The organism is Bacillus sp. 7894-2 (genome assembly GCF_002272225.1).
In the GTDB taxonomy this organism is placed as follows: Bacteria; Bacillota; Bacilli; order Bacillales; family Cytobacillaceae; genus Cytobacillus.
Genome location: NZ_NPDG01000015.1, coordinates 82,361 through 99,723, shown reverse-complemented (window position 1 = coordinate 99,723; position 17,363 = coordinate 82,361). Strand labels below are relative to the sequence as shown.

General features: G+C 39.0%; 18 protein-coding genes. 9 read left to right on the top strand and 9 right to left on the bottom strand.

Annotated elements, in window-relative coordinates:
* Window positions 1–46: 46 nt before the first annotated feature.
* Window positions 47–1,006: a CgeB family protein gene (locus tag CHI10_RS03485; protein WP_095242935.1), complete on the bottom strand. Its 960-nt coding sequence runs from the start codon at window positions 1,004–1,006 to the stop codon at window positions 47–49.
* Between the two features lie 263 nt (window positions 1,007–1,269).
* On the opposite strand from CHI10_RS03485, the gene CHI10_RS03480 reads away from it, so the two are divergent.
* Both CHI10_RS03480 and CHI10_RS03475 read left to right on the top strand, forming a co-directional pair.
* Window positions 1,270–2,373: a glycosyltransferase family 61 protein gene (locus CHI10_RS03480; RefSeq protein ID WP_095242934.1), complete on the top strand. Its 1,104-nt coding sequence runs from the start codon at window positions 1,270–1,272 to the stop codon at window positions 2,371–2,373.
* Window positions 2,374–2,416: 43 nt separating this feature from the next.
* A complete protein-coding gene (locus CHI10_RS03475) occupies window positions 2,417–3,100 on the top strand; it encodes a sulfotransferase family 2 domain-containing protein (protein ID WP_179288942.1) in 684 nt (227 codons plus the stop codon).
* A gap of 176 nt (window positions 3,101–3,276) precedes the next feature.
* On the opposite strand, the gene CHI10_RS03470 is transcribed toward CHI10_RS03475, so the two are convergent.
* Window positions 3,277–3,456: a type II toxin-antitoxin system SpoIISB family antitoxin gene (locus tag CHI10_RS03470; protein ID WP_095242932.1), complete on the bottom strand. Its 180-nt coding sequence runs from the start codon at window positions 3,454–3,456 to the stop codon at window positions 3,277–3,279.
* Window positions 3,437–4,201 (bottom strand): type II toxin-antitoxin system SpoIISA family toxin, encoded by a 765-nt coding sequence (locus tag CHI10_RS03465; RefSeq protein WP_095242972.1) that lies wholly within the window; start codon window positions 4,199–4,201, stop codon window positions 3,437–3,439. The genes CHI10_RS03470 and CHI10_RS03465 overlap by 20 nt, the downstream gene beginning before the upstream one ends.
* A gap of 453 nt (window positions 4,202–4,654) precedes the next feature.
* On the opposite strand from CHI10_RS03465, the gene CHI10_RS03460 reads away from it, so the two are divergent.
* Complete coding sequence (locus CHI10_RS03460) at window positions 4,655–5,362, top strand: CsxC family protein (RefSeq protein ID WP_095242931.1); 708 nt, start codon at window positions 4,655–4,657, stop codon at window positions 5,360–5,362.
* A 50-nt stretch (window positions 5,363–5,412) separates the two neighbouring features.
* On the opposite strand, the gene CHI10_RS03455 is transcribed toward CHI10_RS03460, so the two are convergent.
* The 3 genes from CHI10_RS03455 to CHI10_RS03445 all read right to left on the bottom strand — a co-directional run bounded on the left by CHI10_RS03455 (window position 5,413) and on the right by CHI10_RS03445 (window position 9,270).
* Window positions 5,413–7,428, bottom strand: a complete 2,016-nt coding sequence (locus tag CHI10_RS03455) for a hypothetical protein (protein WP_095242930.1) — start codon at window positions 7,426–7,428, stop codon at window positions 5,413–5,415.
* A gap of 79 nt (window positions 7,429–7,507) precedes the next feature.
* Window positions 7,508–8,284 (bottom strand): CsxC family protein, encoded by a 777-nt coding sequence (locus CHI10_RS03450; RefSeq protein ID WP_095242929.1) that lies wholly within the window; start codon window positions 8,282–8,284, stop codon window positions 7,508–7,510.
* 218 nt (window positions 8,285–8,502) lie between these two features.
* Window positions 8,503–9,270: a CsxC family protein gene (locus CHI10_RS03445; protein WP_095242928.1), complete on the bottom strand. Its 768-nt coding sequence runs from the start codon at window positions 9,268–9,270 to the stop codon at window positions 8,503–8,505.
* Window positions 9,271–9,445: 175 nt separating this feature from the next.
* Between CHI10_RS03445 and CHI10_RS03440 the strand changes: the two genes are divergently transcribed.
* Together CHI10_RS03440 and CHI10_RS03435 are read left to right on the top strand one after the other, a co-directional pair.
* A complete protein-coding gene (locus CHI10_RS03440; RefSeq protein WP_095242927.1) occupies window positions 9,446–10,633 on the top strand; it encodes a ParM/StbA family protein in 1,188 nt (395 codons plus the stop codon).
* 2 nt (window positions 10,634–10,635) lie between these two features.
* Window positions 10,636–11,007: a hypothetical protein gene (locus tag CHI10_RS03435; RefSeq protein WP_179288941.1), complete on the top strand. Its 372-nt coding sequence runs from the start codon at window positions 10,636–10,638 to the stop codon at window positions 11,005–11,007.
* Between the two features lie 87 nt (window positions 11,008–11,094).
* On the opposite strand, the gene CHI10_RS03430 is transcribed toward CHI10_RS03435, so the two are convergent.
* The gene (locus CHI10_RS03430) at window positions 11,095–11,697 is read right to left on the bottom strand and encodes a CotY/CotZ family spore coat protein (RefSeq protein ID WP_095242926.1); all 603 of its coding nucleotides are present in this window, start codon (window positions 11,695–11,697) and stop codon (window positions 11,095–11,097) included.
* Window positions 11,698–11,910: 213 nt separating this feature from the next.
* On the opposite strand from CHI10_RS03430, the gene manA reads away from it, so the two are divergent.
* On the top strand, window positions 11,911–12,861 hold the full coding sequence (manA, locus tag CHI10_RS03425) for a mannose-6-phosphate isomerase, class I (protein ID WP_095242925.1): 951 nt from the start codon (window positions 11,911–11,913) through the stop codon (window positions 12,859–12,861).
* A 340-nt stretch (window positions 12,862–13,201) separates the two neighbouring features.
* Window positions 13,202–14,578, top strand: coding sequence for an N-acetylmuramoyl-L-alanine amidase (locus tag CHI10_RS03420; protein WP_095242924.1), 1,377 nt, complete (start codon window positions 13,202–13,204; stop codon window positions 14,576–14,578).
* Window positions 14,579–14,605: 27 nt separating this feature from the next.
* Here the strand turns inward: CHI10_RS03420 and trhA are convergent, their stop codons facing one another.
* A complete protein-coding gene (gene trhA / locus CHI10_RS03415; RefSeq protein WP_095242923.1) occupies window positions 14,606–15,253 on the bottom strand; it encodes a PAQR family membrane homeostasis protein TrhA in 648 nt (215 codons plus the stop codon).
* A gap of 143 nt (window positions 15,254–15,396) precedes the next feature.
* Here trhA and CHI10_RS03410 point away from each other — a divergent pair, with 143 nt between their 5' ends.
* Entirely contained in the window at window positions 15,397–15,957 is a 561-nt protein-coding gene (locus tag CHI10_RS03410) for a DUF1836 domain-containing protein (RefSeq protein WP_095242922.1), read from the top strand.
* Window positions 15,947–16,108: a hypothetical protein gene (locus CHI10_RS22210; RefSeq protein WP_179288940.1), complete on the top strand. Its 162-nt coding sequence runs from the start codon at window positions 15,947–15,949 to the stop codon at window positions 16,106–16,108. The genes CHI10_RS03410 and CHI10_RS22210 overlap by 11 nt, the downstream gene beginning before the upstream one ends.
* Before the next feature lie 361 nt (window positions 16,109–16,469).
* Here CHI10_RS22210 and CHI10_RS03405 read toward each other — a convergent pair whose 3' ends face one another.
* Window positions 16,470–17,300, bottom strand: coding sequence for an undecaprenyl-diphosphate phosphatase (locus CHI10_RS03405; RefSeq protein WP_095242921.1), 831 nt, complete (start codon window positions 17,298–17,300; stop codon window positions 16,470–16,472).
* Between the last annotated feature and the right edge of the window lie 63 nt (window positions 17,301–17,363).

Genomic DNA, 17,363 nt, shown 5'->3' with positions numbered 1-17,363 from the left:
AAGGTAGTTTTTTACTGAAATATTAAATATTCATAATCTAATATTATTATTGGAGCTTACTCAGCATGTCTTCCAGTCTTTTTTCAAAAGTATGTTCTTTTAGGACACGCTTAGAGGCGAGTTTAGCGATTTCCTTGCGCTGTTTTTCATGTTTAATATAATAGTTGATTTTTTGAAGCAGTTCTTCTTCGGTTTTAAATGATACGATCTCTTTTCCTTCGATAAAGTGGATTGGCAGATCCTCTTTGTACTCAATTAATTGAAAACCTCCGCAAGCAGCAACATCAAAAGTTCTATTATTTATGCTATTGCCCTTTATGCCAATCCGATTTTTGTTTTGAGTCAAATTGTAAGGCCTATGCGTATTTAGAACAATTTTTGCTCCGTTATAATATTTAGCCGCAATCGATGGTTTCACCCAACTATCATGAACCTCCAATCTGGGATGGTTTTTCAGCCGGACTAATGTATGTCTCCATTCGCCGATTACTTTAATTTTATAAGGTGTTTTTTGCAAAAGAACTTGGATTAGCTTCACTCTCTCAGGATATGGAAAACCAAGGAGACAAATATCACTTTTATACGCTGGTTCCACCTGAACAGGCTTAAATATTTCAGTTGAAGTACCTAATGGCAAGTGGAAAGTATGCTGGTGTCCTTTTTGAATATAGAAATCCATGGCGGCTGTGTCGATAGTAAAAATATAATCATAATCAGGTACTAGCACTTCCGATTTGTCCATGTAATAAGGATCTTCAGTAAGCCAGACTGCCGTCTTAATTTTTTGCGTCTTTAGCCACTGAATTAAATGTGAAGGGACATTAAACCCAACGAGGGCAATAGCAATTTCCGGTTTAAACTGATTTACCATGGTTATTAGATTTCGAGTGCCAGTTAGGGGATCCAATAGTTTCACTTTGTTTTTCTTTTTAAGCTCTCTCATAATCCACTCTTCAAAAAAATTATAAATCCCTGTATAACCTGATGAAATAAATAGAATTCTCATAATTACCACCTAAAAATTTATAGAAATGCAGTTTAAGGTATTGATTCCTTTTCCTTCCATTTTATACATACTGATTGAAGTTTCACTTTATATTTGGGTAAACCTACTTGTATGTTATGCAGCTTCACCTGCTATGTGTTTGGGCTTTTGCTTAAATTCAACCACTATCCGTTTCGATTTTTTCTTTAGTATGGCAATAATCCAAGCCATCCACATTTAGAAGATTATAATGCTGTGTACAGGAATTTTTGGAGGGAGAGAATGTGAGCAGAAATTTCATGAAAGTGATTCCGTATCAAGAAATATGTACGGCCAAAGACTTTAAGGAATTTAAATTAGGAATACTACCGGAGAATACTTTATATCATTTAAGTGATCCAGAAAGAACCCGCATCATACCACCCGTGCGGCCATTTCCAGGTATAAGATTGCCGAATGAATGTGTAACACAGGATTTTTATGTAGCAAGTCTTAAGAACACTTTATGTTTAAGGAATCAGACTATTATCCAAGACAGAAGGTTTGTTCTTCCTGATAGCTTCAGACATTACGAGTTTAATGCCTCTACAACCAATCTCATCTATCATGGAAGATCAAACCGATTCTCACTGAAGGTTAAAAGCCAAAACACAAAATACCAGTCAGGTGATTATATTTTTTTAAGCGGAGAAAAAAGCGGCTTCGGACATTTTTTATTAGAGGTTATCTCCAGATTGTGGATTACTAAATATATTGATGTTAAGAATGTAAAATTTATTATGAATTCAGAAGATCGAAAAAGCTGGCAACTCGATCTGCTTAAACCATTCGGAATAAGTTTGAAGCAAATCATATACTTGGATAAACCTATCGTGTGTGAAAGACTTCATATACCAGTCCAGTCCTTTTGTTTAAGAAAATACACCTCAACATTTGCCTATAAAACATGGAAAACGATCGGAGACTACTATGACAGGGGGACAGGGTTTGAAAAGATTTATGTCTCCAGATCAAAATTGAAAAACCAGCGAAGAGTTTTACTGAATGAGAAGTCTGTTGAAAGGATTTTTTCTTTAAACGGGTATAAAATTATTCACCCTGAAGAATTAAAGGTCTCAGAGCAAATTAATTTATTTCGTAACGCAAAGGTCATAGCAGGAACTTCAGGTTCAGGTATGTATAACAGTGTCTTTCTGCAAAATCATCCAAAAGTTTTAATCCTTGCCTCTAATAAGTTTTTTAAAATGAGTGATATATTGGTGAATACATCTACTGGAGGCAAGCTGCATTATTTTCTCGGTCAGACAGCGGAATTAAATGCTTCTGGCAATAAAGCAATCTGGACATTAAACACAAAGCACCTGCACCAATTTTTGAAGGAATTTTAAAGAATCTTTTAATATGTATGAATGAATTAGGGGAGATGAGAAAGTGATAATATTTATCCACATACCAAAAACAGCTGGCACCTCCATGAGGAAAACAATTGAAAATCAGTATAATATTCATCAAATCCGTTCATATTATGCTGGATATCAGGACGCTTATAACAAACTAAAGGGAACTCCGCAGTCAGAACTATCTTCGGTAAAGTGGGTACAGGGCCATTTTCGATTTGGGCTTCATGAAGCTATATCGCACCCTGTTCAGTATATTACCATGCTTCGACATCCTGTAGACCGTGTCATTTCCTATTATTATTTTTTAAGGGAGAACCCTAGACACCCTTTATATAAACAAGCTAATTCTTTAAATTTAAAGGAATTTATTATGGATGAAGATGGAATTATTCAAGATGGAATATATAACTTACAAACAAAAATGATTTCCGGTGATGGCACTCCATCAATAGAAAAAGCAAAAAAAAATATCGAGGAACACTTTTTGATGGTCGGAATAACGGAGCGTTTTAATGAGTCATTGGCTATTATGAGAAAGAAGCTTGGATGGAATGTCCCTTATAATCATAAGCACAATGTAACTAGAACACGTCCGAAAATGGCACAGGTTCCAGCAGAAGTCAGAAAGCTGATCGAACAGAAGAATGAAATTGATTTTCAGTTATATGAGTACGGAAAAGCTTTCCTTCAGAAAGAAATTAATTCTTTGAATTGATAAAGTGAAACTTAATGAAATTATTGATAGATCCTGACCGAAAAAATGAAAGGCTGACTCGAATGATAGATTTGAGTCAGCCTTTTTCTAAATTGAAAGATTAACTTATTTTCATCTGCAGAGGAAAATATCAGGATTGGCGCGAAAGCAAACTCCTTCCCCGCAAAATAGTATACTCAAGTCTTCTTTTTGGTATAAACGCTTATTAATCTTTTATTCTCTTTCAAGATTCTTTCGGTATGCGGGCTGACTTCAAATCCCGGCAGGCTGATCCGGGATTTTTTCTGCAATGTTTTCATGGTGCTGTCAGCATGTATTCGCGGTAATTTCTTTTTCTTATCCGCTGGTTCCTTCATGGTCTTCGTCCTCCTGTTCGGCAGGGAGCATTAGGTCGTATATTGATATGAGTGAAGTGAATAGCAAATAGTCGAATTCGGTTACAAAACGGCCGGAGGTCACTTTAATGATATAATCCTCTTCGAAAATAGAAAAAGGGATTAGTGCCAGCTTTTCTTCCGCATCATAATAAACTTCCCTGCGGTTTAGCCGGCTATGAATCAAGGCTTTATCGGTGTAGTGCTCAAGGAGATAGTCTTTCTCTTCCTGTGTTGAAAACCTGCATAACGATGCCTTCATATCGACTTTTTCCGCAAAGTCAGCCAAAAGCTTTTCGATTCCTGCAAGATAAGCTTCTTCATTTCCATAATAAATGTCAATCGGTTCATTTCTCAATAAATATTGAAACGATTTCAGCTTATTCATATGTGAGTTTAACAGGTCGCTGTTTTCTTCAAGCAAATCTCTTGTGTCAGTGGCCAGTTCATTATTTCCGACTCGTTTCAAATAAGATCCAAGAAAAACAAAAGCATCGACAAGAGCAAATATAATCGCGACAATCAGGTAATTCTGCCAGTGATCAAAAATGGTTTCCGGCTCATTTGTCCAATAAATTACTGCACCCAGTACATAAAGAATATACCAGGTTTTACGAATGACGGACATTTTTTCTTTTACTTTCTTTTCCCAAAGCCAGACAGAAATAACATAAAACCCAAGACAAGCGACAATGATCCACACAGCAATCTTAAAGAATATCAGCAAATAAATCGCCTCGTCTGCCATAAAATGAATTTCTGTTAGAATATTTGCATAATTTTAATACCATTATATCAGAAAATATGCCATAAATTTGAAAATAAATGCGGAGGAACTAAAAATATGAAGAAATACCTAACTATGACGGCGGCTGTTCTTGTAATTCTGATAATCATCAATCACTTTTAAAGCAGGCAGTTGAATTATGTGAAGAATCCAAAAAGGATGCACATATAGACAGAGATCTATTTGCCATTAATTGGAGTGTAAGCTGTAAAGAGTAGTTATTAGTACAGTTTTTCATTTTTTATAAAAAATGATATAAATGCCATCCTCAACTTGTCCACTCCTTGTTGCGTCCAGCCGCATATAAAATAGTAAGCCATAGAAAAACAAGCTTTTTTATTTTGGAAAGCTTCGGATTCTGTTGGCTAAAAACAAAAAGTAGGAGTGTAGAATATGAAGAAAAACCATTCGTACGGCTGTGGAAGCAGCGACAAATGTCCTCCATTACCGAAGTGTGACACGGCTAAATCGCATACTCATTTTTGTGATGTAGGAGATCCGCAAAATACAGGCGGAGTAGAGCAGACAATAATTCTTGGAGATGTTCCAATTCAGACATTAACTGAAGCAGATATTTATCTTCCTTCATATGCCACAGAAATTAAACAAATCCGAAAGAATGTATATCTGACACAATGTAAAGCTGTACCTGTTATCCCGGAAGGCTTCCCTGAAACACCTCCAACATCTGTAAAGCTTTATGTAGAAGGGTATATTCACAAGAACATTCAATATGTTGATGATTGTGAAGGCTATGTGAAAGACTACAGTGTCAACGTTCCATTTAAGTGCTACTCCCTGGTAAACACCCTTCCTGAAATTGATTGGGAATTCAGCAATAAGAACAGCAATTCCAACGAAATCAGAGAGCTTGCAAAAAATGGCATGGGTGCAGACAGATGCAGCTTTGGCTCCTTCACATTTGAGTTCTTGAATGAGCCAATCAAGTGTAAACTTCTAAATGCTTCCGTTACTCAAATGGATATTCTGAGCGATTTTGATAAATGGGGCAGATTTGACAAGATTACTGAAAAAGCAGAAGTTAATTTGCTAGTAAGATTAACTCAGCGTCAATTGGCAAACGGCGGGGGAGACCAATAATCGGGTTTTCCTGGTAATGAATGAGAGGGTATCTTCAGTAGATACCCTCTTTACATTTGTACGATTTGCTCCTGAAAAAAATCCATAGACAGCAAGGCTTTGCCCATGATTTCAAGACCGGGATGATCTTCTGCATTCCCATGCCAGAGAACACGAATACTCTTCAATTTACAGGTGATTTCCTCTGTGAATTGCTGGAAATATTCGAAATGATGATCCAGTCTGTTTTCGTGAATAAACATAAACTCCTTTTTATTAGACGAAGCTGGCATCTGAGGAGGGGAAATCCACTCCAGCTCTATGGTTTTATCTATAGAAAGGGGCATCCTTATGTTTTGCAGCTTATTATGAGTTTCAAAAAGGATGTCTGCCATTAGGGTACCTTTGATGAAAATTGTTTTTAAAGGCAAAATGGCAGAGCATTGCAAAGATTCCACTGACCATTTTATTTTTGAAATGTGACCATTCTTAATAGGCACCGTCAAGCAATCGAATATTGTAATGTCCAGGTCCGCTTTTCCTATTAAGACAGGAAGCTTGACTTGAAGTCCATTCCAGAAACATTTACTGCAGCATGGCGCAGGTTCTTCTTCATCCATAAGACTGCTGCTTGAGGATGATTCCTCCAGCAGCTCAAACAGGTCATCACTTAACTCCTCTGAACCTTCACTTTCATCAGAGACAGGATTCACGCTTTCTTCAGTTTCGTTTATTGACTCTTCTTCTTCATATTCAGGTGATTCGCTTAAAATAACACCCTGCAGCATAGCTGAGAAGTATTCAAGCAATGATGAAACTTCCTTATATGTTGCTTCTTCTGGATTGGCTGACGATTCAGATTCTTCACATTCACTCTCCATAAATAATTCTTCCTGCAAAAAGTCATGACTGCTAATAGTGTGATCAGAAGATTCATCCAGCAGTGCAAGGAACTTTTCCTGAAGCGGGGGAGTGTCTTCACACTCCTTATCCAGGATGCTGCAGGCTTTTTTCAGAAGAAGTGAGAACTCGCCTTCATAGCTGGACGACTCTTCATTATAATTGTTTTGCCAATGATCTTCAGAGTCACCATCCTTTGCTTCTTCCAAGATAGGATGCTCTCTTTCGGATGAAGATTCTTCGCACTTTACATGATTGACAGTTTCACGGGCAGAAGATTCACTCTTGTCAGAGCCAGCTTCTAAAATCAGTGCAAATTCTTCATCCTGTTTGCTCTGAAAATAGTCAAATCCATTTTCTATGGAGGAAGACTCGCCGAGCATCTCGGCAAACTCATCCTCCAATAAAATAGCAGACTCAGATTCTTTATTAGCTGCTTTAGGCATGCTGCTGTTCAATTCTGTATCTTCATTTGTATCGGTCATCATGACGTCATCAAGCATGCTAAGGAATTCCTGTGTCAAATCAGTTTCTTCCGGATCCTTAATAGAAGATTTGTATTCTTGCATTTCAGCCTTTTGCTCAACTACTATGGTTTCATGATTGTCTGCTTGACCGGGAATTTTTTCGGCTGGCATAAATTCGTTCAGTTTTGTTTCTGCATCCGGCCGGGATGAATCTTTCTCATCAGACCCGCCAGGTAAATGGCTCTTGGTGAATGCAGGCTGATTTGAGTATCTGCTGGGTAAAGAAGGGGACCAGCTCAGCATTGGAGAAAAGGGCGTCAGCATGTCATTCAGCTGCGCCGGAAGTCTGAATTTTTTCGGCTTAGTCATTTCGTTTTTGCCTTTAGGAGGTACACTCTCCTCCTCCTTATTTTCCTTTTCAGCAGATTCTTCTGATAGTGCACTGGTTTTGGTAATAAGGTTCGATTCAACTGATGGAGGCGGTAAAATAAGCGGTAACGACTTAGTTTTTCCGCGGTTAAAAGAGTTCCAGGCTGCCTTTTGATCTTTTTTAGATTCCTTTTCATCTACAGCTTCAGCTGGTTCTTGACTATTTGAATTGTTTCCTGTATAAAAGAAAAATTGCTGCTGTTCCATCGGATTTCCAGTATCTGCATCGATCCGGTAAATCCGGTTATAGGCACTTCTCATATCACTCATATACATAGGAAGGTGCTGCAATTGCAGAGCATCCCCACCGGTCCCCTCCTTACGTCAAATAGTAAAAGCTAATCATTCATCGGAAAACAGACTGCTGACTTTATTCACAATCGAAGCAGTCATCGTGATCATTGGTGGTTGAAGAAACACGGATTTGCTGTTTTTGCAAAACTTTAATGAGTAAGTCTATAACCATTTTTTCCTCTACCTTGGTAAATACTCCTTCTCCGATCGGTGAGCGGTTAGGCAGAGGACGGCGGTCAATCGCTTCATCCCATTCAATTATTCTGCTTGAAATCAGTTCACAAAATGGCAATTCATTATAATGCTGCACACTTTTCTGATGAAACTGAGAAAGATCACTCGATTGTAACTCATCTTTCTCCGGGTACCCCCGCGGCACAGGCTTGGATACAAGGAAATCAAATTCCTGCCGGTGATTCAATTCAGGCATCACCGGACAGGTAAGAAATTTTTTTATTTCTGTCACACATTGGAACGGAACATCAACTGTATAAGAATGAATATCAGAAGCTACCGTTTTATCTGTATGCATTTCAATGTCAGGACAGGGGGTGGCATACTGAATATTCTTGCGCACAAAGCCTTTAATAAAAAGCTGATCAGCAGGCAATAACAGCCGGCATTGTGTTAACTTTACTGTTTTCTTGATATCTTTAATTTCCAGAACAGGTTCCGGAAAGGTAATAAGGGCATTTACATTTACTTTTAGAGATAGCTCAGCCAGAACGACAGGGACCTTTGCCGTAATTTTGCCAATATTGACATGAGGATGATGAGGGGTGCTTTCACAATCACAGTTCTGAGCAGAAACCTGGCATTCCGCTTTATCTCGATCTTTATTTTCTTCAGACATTTGGGCTCCTCCTGAAATCATGATAATCACATCCTATGCATGATAATCGTCTATGTTTGGGCGCATACCTATGTAAAAAAAGAGAACTGCAAAACCAAAAAATGGGTACGGGAAATTTGGTAGGTGAATGTCATTTTATGGGCTTTTGAATATGATGCTAGTAAAAATAAAAAAGCAATACCTGTCCCAAAAAGGAACAGATATTGCCACTCGTTGTATTAAAGTGCTGTTACTCTGACTTGTTGGTTTTGAAGAACTTTCACAGTAAACTGCAGGAACATTTTTTCAGAGATGGTTTCAAATGTTCCTTCCTGCCAGTTGGCATTGTTGTGGAATGGCTTGCGGTCAAGTGCTTCATCCCATTCAGTAATTCTGCTGGAGATCAGCTCGCAATATGGCATTTGATTGTAGAATTGGCTGCTGTCCTGATGGAACTGGGAAAGATCGCTTGATAGGAAGTGATCTTTTTCAGGATAGCCATGTCCAAGGTCCTGCTGTCTGAAGAAATCAAATTCTGCACGTGCGTTCTGGAAAGGAAGCTGTGGAGTTCTATCAAAATCTCCCTCTGCAATTTCGACGACACATTCAAAAGGCACATCAGTTGTCAGTGAACGCATCTCTGAGTTCACGCAAACACCTGAATTGTAGCAAGGTGCAGCATATTGAATATTTTTTCGTACATATCCTTTAATGAATAAATGATAAGAGCCTTCTACAAAAGGATCCGTTCCTGCTGCAACACCAGGCAGAAGGAGTTTGCACTGGACGATTTGAACTCTCTTTTTAATATCTTTAATTTCCAGGACTGGCTCCGGAAATTTAATTTTAGCTGCGAGGTTTGTCCTAATATTTAAAACAGCAAGTTCAACAGGCACTCTAATGATGGCTTCACCTGCGTCTGCAATAGGAGTGGATCCAGGGGAATAAGCACAATCTCCCACATTAGCAGACACATTAAGATCTACGCATTTATTTTCTTTTTTCAATGTTGTTCCTCCTTATTAAATTTACTTCAAGATATATTATGCAAATCCTTATATGAATGCATTGGACAAACATGGAAATTTCTATTGTTGATGCAATGGCGGATAAATGTGAAAGGGTACGGGCACAATTGGACTCCTATCACGCATAAGATTCAAAAGGAGGAGTGAGGAGAAAATGGATAGACACAATTTTCTTGCTGTTGATATAGGAAACAGCTGGTATAAGGCATTAGCTTCTGAAAATGGTATTTTGTCAGAATATCAGATTCCCAATGCTATTGCTTTATTTGATGCGGAATTTTACGAAAAGCCATATGATGACGATGATATCGTGTTTGAAGATAACTTAATTGTGGAGGTAAAGAGCAAGGCTGTTGTAGATCGAAGAGAAATATTCTATATCGGCAAGGGAGCGGCTAAACAGCGGGACGTAAGCCTGACTGCTTTCAATAACCAGAAAGTTGATGAAGACAGAACCTATCTGCTGTTATTTGGTCTTGCAGGCTACCATGCTGCACTTCAACACCCCGAAGAAACAGAAATCACCTATTCTATTGATCAATTAGCTGTATCTCTTCCAACTACACAGTATAAAGAGAGAAAAACCCGCCTTAAAGACAAACTGGCTGGAACACATACAATCATTTTTCATAAAGTACCCGGGCTTTCAGAACCAAAGGAGTTAACCGTTAAAATCACCATAAATGATGTGATTGTCGGTGCTGAAGGTGCGTGTGCCTATCTGGGGTTAACCAGAGATCAGGAAACCTTGGGCATTAAGAATGAAGAGCTTGTTAAAGAATCACAAAAAGGAATCATCATTGGCGACCTTGGAGGCGACTCAGTCGATTTTGTGGGAATAAAAAATAATAAGCCTGTTGCATCTGTAGAGGGGGAGCCGTTCGGGATCAACCAGTTTCTGGATCATATCATTCAAAGAGTGAGTAAAAAGGAAATGTACCGGTTTGACTCCCGTGCCGAACTGGAGGAGAAATTGGCAGAAGGACCTTCAGGATGGTATGTGGAGCCATTTGCAGGGGTCAGGAAGGATATAAGCAAATACATTTTGCCGCAGTTAAAGTCGATGGCAATCAAATACCTGGAACATTTTGATCGGGTAAGGAGCAGTTCATCAGAGATTAAAGGGGCTGTCCGATATATCGCTGTAGGAGGAGCAGCCAAACTCGCCCAAAAGCAAATTCAGGAAGCTGCCGCAAAATGGTCGGATAGAGGAAGGCCAATTGAATTGACTTTTCCTGAAAACATGGAAAAATTAAATGTCCTTGGTCTTATGATTCTTGCAAAGATGAATCAGCTTAAAAGGGAAAAAGAAAGTAATCATTCCATTTCAAACAGAGGTTAAGGATGATGGAAAAGTTGAGAACATATACCGACTATGCGAATAAAACAGCCTTAACACTCCCGGATCATTTTATTGATGTAAAAACCGGCAATTCAATAAAAGTCTCACAGAAAATTCAGGAACAGGTCGATTACCATTCCAATAACAATACACTGATCCATTTAGTCCTATCCGCTTTAAACAGCTATCTCCATCCTAAAAATACGAACAGCGACATCATACTTGCAGAAATTAATGAAATTAAAAAAATGATGCAATCAGGCTATGTTCCAGTCCAAAAGCTAGCAGTTAAAGAAAAGATTCTTCATGCGTCAATTCCAGATGAGGTTGATTTAAAAGAGGTAGAGGATGTACTGGAGGCATTTGGAGGATAATACTCTAAGAAACCAAAAAAGGTGCACCATGTCACAAGGGTGTACCTTTTTTGGTTGGCTGTTTAAATTAGGATGAGAATGAAACTTTTATAAGCGGACGGCAGGCAGACAGGTAACAGCACAAAAACAGGAAAGATCCACATTAATGCAGATGCCTGTAGGAATAAGATCTTCTACGTTTTCACAGTCGATTTGGCTGCAAGGGGAACAGAAATCTTTTGTATGTGTTTTAAATGGGTCTTTAGAAGATTTACATTGCTTGAATGTCAACAGTTCCAATACAGCGCATTTGCCATCAAATTCTTTTATTCTAAAAATGAATGATGTGATACAAGCAAATTTTTTTTCCTTAGAATGATTAGTGAACGTGGTTACACCTGTGGCTTTGAATGGTTCACAGTTTCCGCAGTATAACAGGAAAGGAATTGTATTCTTTCTTGGCTTCTTATGCCCCCCCATAAGGTCATCAATGGATTCCCGGCAGGAACTCCTGCAGTCATCATCCATACCCGCTTTTTTCTGCGCTCTGAAAATGGCTTCCAAAACCTCTTCAACACAATTTTCATAGAAATTTTTCCGGTGTTTCCCCTCATCCCATTCCGGTTTTATATGACAATCACAGTCATAATCATGCTCATGGCAAAAATCATGCCTTTCAAAGTCTTTATTTTTTTTTCCGCACAAACCCATGATTTTTCACTCCCCGAAAAATTAGTTCCACCATTAGCATACGGCTGAAATGAATATATCGAGTGAGAATCCCGCCTATAGACCGGAAAAAATTTGGTCTGAATTTAAAATAATTTTTAAAAGCAATGAAATTAGTCTGATTAACATGTCCAGACCTTTATTCCTTAATAAACATATATTAAAAGTATATAAAACTAATTAAGGAGTGACTTTGTGGAACAGCCAATATTTTTAGAGCCTGTTTTCCAAGAAAGGATCTGGGGAGGTACAGCTCTTAAAAATATATTTGGCTATAACATTATTTCAGAAAAAACAGGTGAATGCTGGGCAATATCCGGACATGCACATGGCGAAAGCACAGTGTTATCGGGAAAGTTTACTGGGAAGAAGCTTAGTGAACTCTGGAGGGACCACCGTGAATTATTTGGTAATCATCATGCACAAGATTTTCCGTTGCTTGTAAAACTGCTTGATGCCAATTCAGATTTATCTGTTCAAGTTCATCCTGATGACGAATATGCACAAAAGCATGGAACTGATATGTTTGGTAAAAATGAATGCTGGTACGTCCTGGACTGTATAGAGAATGCTAATATCATCTTAGGCCACAACGCCCAAACTAGAGAAGAGCTAACAAGTTTAATCGAAAAAGGGGAATGGGGTGAACTGCTGAATAAAATCCCAATTAAGAAAGGGGATTTTATATATGTTCCCAGCGGGACTGTTCATGCTTTAGGGAAGGGGACCCTCATCCTGGAGATTCAGCAGAGTTCGGATACCACATATAGACTCTATGATTATGACAGAATAGACGGCAATGGAAAGAAGCGCGAACTTCATTTGAGACAGGCTATTGAGGTGATTTCTGTACCTCACTATTTGCCTGAGCTTCAGCCGGAGTATGTTAAAAAGGGCAAAAACCGGTTTATAAAGTTCTTGGAAACTGAAAACTTCACTGTTTGCAAATGGGAAATACAAGAGTATGCTGAAATGAAAAAAGAAGTACCATTTCTGCTAATCAGTATTATAAACGGTAATGGGAGTTTAATCATAAATAAAAATCGATACAATCTGAAAACAGGCGACCACCTCATCCTGCCGGCACCCGTAACCATGTACTCACTTGAGGGTGAATTTGAGGCTATCGTTTCATACTCTTTATAATTTCCGTTTCTTAACCTTTTAGAACTTACAGGAAAAGCAGTCCAAATCAGGCCTGCTTTTTATTTTATATTGGATGTATATAAAACTCGTTAATTTCATCCCCGAAAATATCCTGCATATTCCATTATTTATATGTTTTCAGACTGGCAGTAGTATGAGCAGGTCAAAGGTACAAGCCATTTCTGCATGTAAACATAGAATAGTATTGGCAAGTACTTGCTGTATAAAGTGAAACTTCAATCAGTGGGGTTCTTACTGCCCGTTAGACTGCGATAAAATTGACTAATAATGAAAAGGAAAGCTTCAGGCCTTGGAAATAACATATTAAGGAGTGAATACGATGAAGCTTTATTTAGACCCTGGACACGGAGGGACGGATCCGGGTGCTCTGGGAAATGGAATAAGAGAAAAGGATATTGCGCTTGATATCGCAAAAAATATAAAAAACATCTTAGTTGCAGGTTATCAGAATGTAGAAGTAAAAATGAGCCGTGAAAACGATACAACTAAAAGTTTGAGCCAAAGAACATCTGAAGCGAATAGCTGGGGGGCTGATTTTTATCTGTCCATTCACTGCAATGCAGCAAATGGAGCAGCGAGGGGGTATGAAGATTTTATTCATAACAGCTTAAACAGCTCTTCGCAGACCGCCATTTATCAGAATAGTATTCATGCTGAAGTTATAAAGCTGAATAACCTTATTGATAGAGGGAAGAAGAAGGCAGACTTCCATGTGCTGCGTGAATCTTCCATGCCAGCCATGTTAACAGAAAATGGGTTTATTGATAATTCTGCTGATGCCGCTTTAATGAAAGATCCGATATGGAGACAAAGAGTGGCACAGGGACATGTTAATGGAATCGTTAAAGCCTTTAACCTAAAAGCAAAAACAGCTGTTCCGCCAAAGCCGCCGAAGCCAGCCGATCCCAGTAATCTGTACAGAGTGATCGCCGGGTCATTTACAAATAGAAAAAATGCTGAGGACAGGGCCGCCCTTCTAAAAAACAAGGGCATTGAATCGGTTATAGCCATTGCTGAAATATCTGGCAAGGTCTGGTACCGTGTACAAGCCGGGGCTTTCACTACAAAGGAAAATGCAGAAAAACAGCTGGAAGCAGTAAAAAAAGCAGGAATAAGTGATGCCTATGTACAGTCTGACGCTCCGCCGGCAGTTCCTTCTGAACCCAGAGGCTATTCCATTCTCGGGGCAACTCATTTGTCAGCTGAGCATATGAATCAATATGCAAAACAGACAAACCCGAATGCCCCAAATTTAGGTTCATTCTATTCAGCTTTTGGAGAATATTACGGAATCAGAGGGGATGTAGCTTTTGCACAGGCCATGCATGAAACCAACTTCCTCCGATTTACCGGTGATGTTAAACCAGGCAAGAATAATTTTGCAGGACTCGGCGCTACAGGGAACGGTGCGTCAGGAGCAAGCTTTCCCACACAGGAGGAAGGCGTACTGGCACATCTGCAGCATTTATATGCCTACGCTTCGACACAGCCCCTGCCTTCCAAATACACGGTAGTGGATCCGCGTTTCAGCCTGGTGAAAAGAGGTTCGGCTAAGCTATGGAAGGAATTGAACGGCAAATGGGCAGTACCCGGTACAAATTATGCTGAATCTATCATGAACATCTACAAAAATATGATCAGATTTTCTAATGGAAAACTGGAAGCTGTTTTAAAGGATATTGAAGGAAGTAAATAAAAAAGGCGGACTGATCTGCGTCCGCTTTTAAATCACATACATGAACACACAAAGAAAATGTGTCATGCTTCCCATCATGATGAAAATATGAAAAATCTCATGAAAACCCATTGAATTAAATTCGAGGAATTTTGGTTTAACAGCATAAATCACTCCGCCGATTGTGTAAAGGATGCCTCCGAGCAAAAGCAGCATAACACCTGCTGAGCTTAAAGATTCAGAAAGAGGAGAGAAGGCGAAAACGATAATCCATCCCAAGGCAATGTATAACGCTGTAGAAAGCCAGCGCGGACAGTTGAACCATATCATTTTAAACAGAATGCCTGACAAAGCAACAACTGTAACTATTCCAAATAAAACCCAGCCAGTCACACCATTTAAAGTGATGAGGCAAAAAGGTGTATATGAACCTGCAATCAGTACATAAATCATAGAATGATCAAGCTTTCTTAAAAAGGCAATGACTTTATCTTTAGCGACGACCATATGATAGGCAGCAGATGCTGAATAAAGAAGCATCAAACTGATTCCAAAAATAGCAACAGCCGTAATGGCAATCGGTGAAGAGGTTGTCAGCGAGGCTTTGATCACCATAGCAAGCAATCCGGCAAAGGATAGAATGGCCCCTGCTAAATGGGTTAGTCCGTTGATGGGCTCCCGGATGTACGAATTCATTATATCTCCTCCTAATGTTCTTTCATATAGTTTTAATAACTACTTATTATAATATATACAAAACAACACATAGTCAATATTTACAATCTGCGTTTTTTTAAGTAGAATTTATATAACGACAAATGAGGGGTTTGAGGGATTGTATGGAATTGAAAAAGCTCATGGCGGATAACCAAATTCAATTGGAAGATATACCGCAGATTGACCTATACATGGATCAGGTAATCCAGCTATTTGAAAATACTTTTGGCAGCACGACGAGAAATGAAGAGGAAAAAGTGCTGACCAAGACAATGATAAATAACTATGCAAAAGGAAAGTTGTTTTTTCCTGTTAAAAATAAAAAATACTCAAAGGAGCACCTTATATTAATTGCTTTTATCTATCAGCTAAAAGGGGCTCTGTCTATAAACGACATTAAAAGCCTGCTGGATGGCATCAACTCGAGGACGGCAGAAGGAAAGTTGGATCTGGACCATTTTTATCAGCTTTATCTCGATTTGGCAAAGCGGAATACAGATGCATTTATGAATGATCTGGAAAATCAGGCGGGCAGGGCGGCAGAACTAAATAAAGGGAAGCCATCCCAGCTCGAAAAAGTCCTGCTGGCATCTTCACTGGTTCACATGAGCAACTTGTACCGCAAAGCAGCTGAACGCATTGTGGATGAGGTAAAGGAGACAGAGGATGAGGATGGCAAATAGAAAATTCATTAAAAAGAAAGAAAAACGAAAAACGGGATGGCTGCGCGAAATCTTTGACGAGATCCTCGATTCAATTGTTGTGGAATTCTTTATTCGGACCATACTGTGGATACCGCGGTTAATTATCAGCTTTTTTAAAAATGTGTTTTGATATGAGCTTGTTGGATCGGACATAAATAGGGGAAATTCAGCCCGATGTGTCCGAATCTAGAGCTGCTTCGCACACAAAAAGCAATAATCAGGGAATCTGAGTCCAAACCTGTGGCAACTTCAGACACAAAAAGGGAAAATCCCGGGTTCAGAGTCCGAACCTAAAGCCACTTCGGACACAAAAAGCCAAAATCAGTGAGTTTGAGTCCGAACCTGAGGCAACTTCGGACACAAAAAGCGAAAATCCCGGAATTTGAGTCCGAACCCGGAGCAACTTCTAACACATAAAGGGGAAATCCAGCAGGCAGAGTCCGAACCTCCAAACAAACAGAAACCCGGGCCACCAGAGCCCGGGTTCATTTTTATAGAAATACGAAATAGATAACCCCCGCCAGTACAATCCTGTAAATGGCAAAAGGAATCAGTTTAATCTTGCCGATAATTTTCAAGAAGAAGCGGATCGAAATTAAGGCAAAAACAAATGCACTGATGAATCCTGCAATAAAGAACGGAAGCGCCTCGACTGAAAAGTAATCAAGATTCTTGATTAATGAAAGAAAACTTGCACCGGCCATGATCGGCACAGCCATGATAAAAGTAAAATCAGCTGCAGCCCGGTGTGAAAGGCCAAGCAGCACGCCGCCGGAAATGGTGGAGCCTGAACGCGAGAAACCAGGCCAAAGGGAGAAACACTGTATCAATCCGATAGATAAAGCCTGTTTATAGGTGATTTGATCAACCGATACTGTTTTCGGGTTTTTGCCTCCAAAAATATCAGCAAAAATCATTAGAAATGCACCAATAACCAAACCAATCAGTACAGTCTCAGTTGAAAACAGATGTTCATCAATATAATCCTCAAACAAAACGCCAAGAATCCCTGCAGGAATTAACCCGACAATTACTTGAGATAGTTTTAGGCGGCTTTGTGTTTCTTCAGAGCTTTTACCTCGTCCCCCAAGACCGAGCATTTCAATGAACCGATCTCTAAAAATGATCACAACCGCTAAAATGGAACCGAGCTGAATAACGACTTTAAAGGTATTGGCTTCATATTTAGATAAAAACTCTTTTGTATTAAGCCACATATCATCGACAATAATCATATGTCCTGTTGATGACACTGGGGCAAACTCTGTCATTCCTTCAACAAACCCCAATATAATTGCTTTCAATATCATAATAAAATCCATAACTGTTAAATTCTCCTTTTAATCTGATGCAAACAACTCCATTTAAAGATTATAAACCATTTA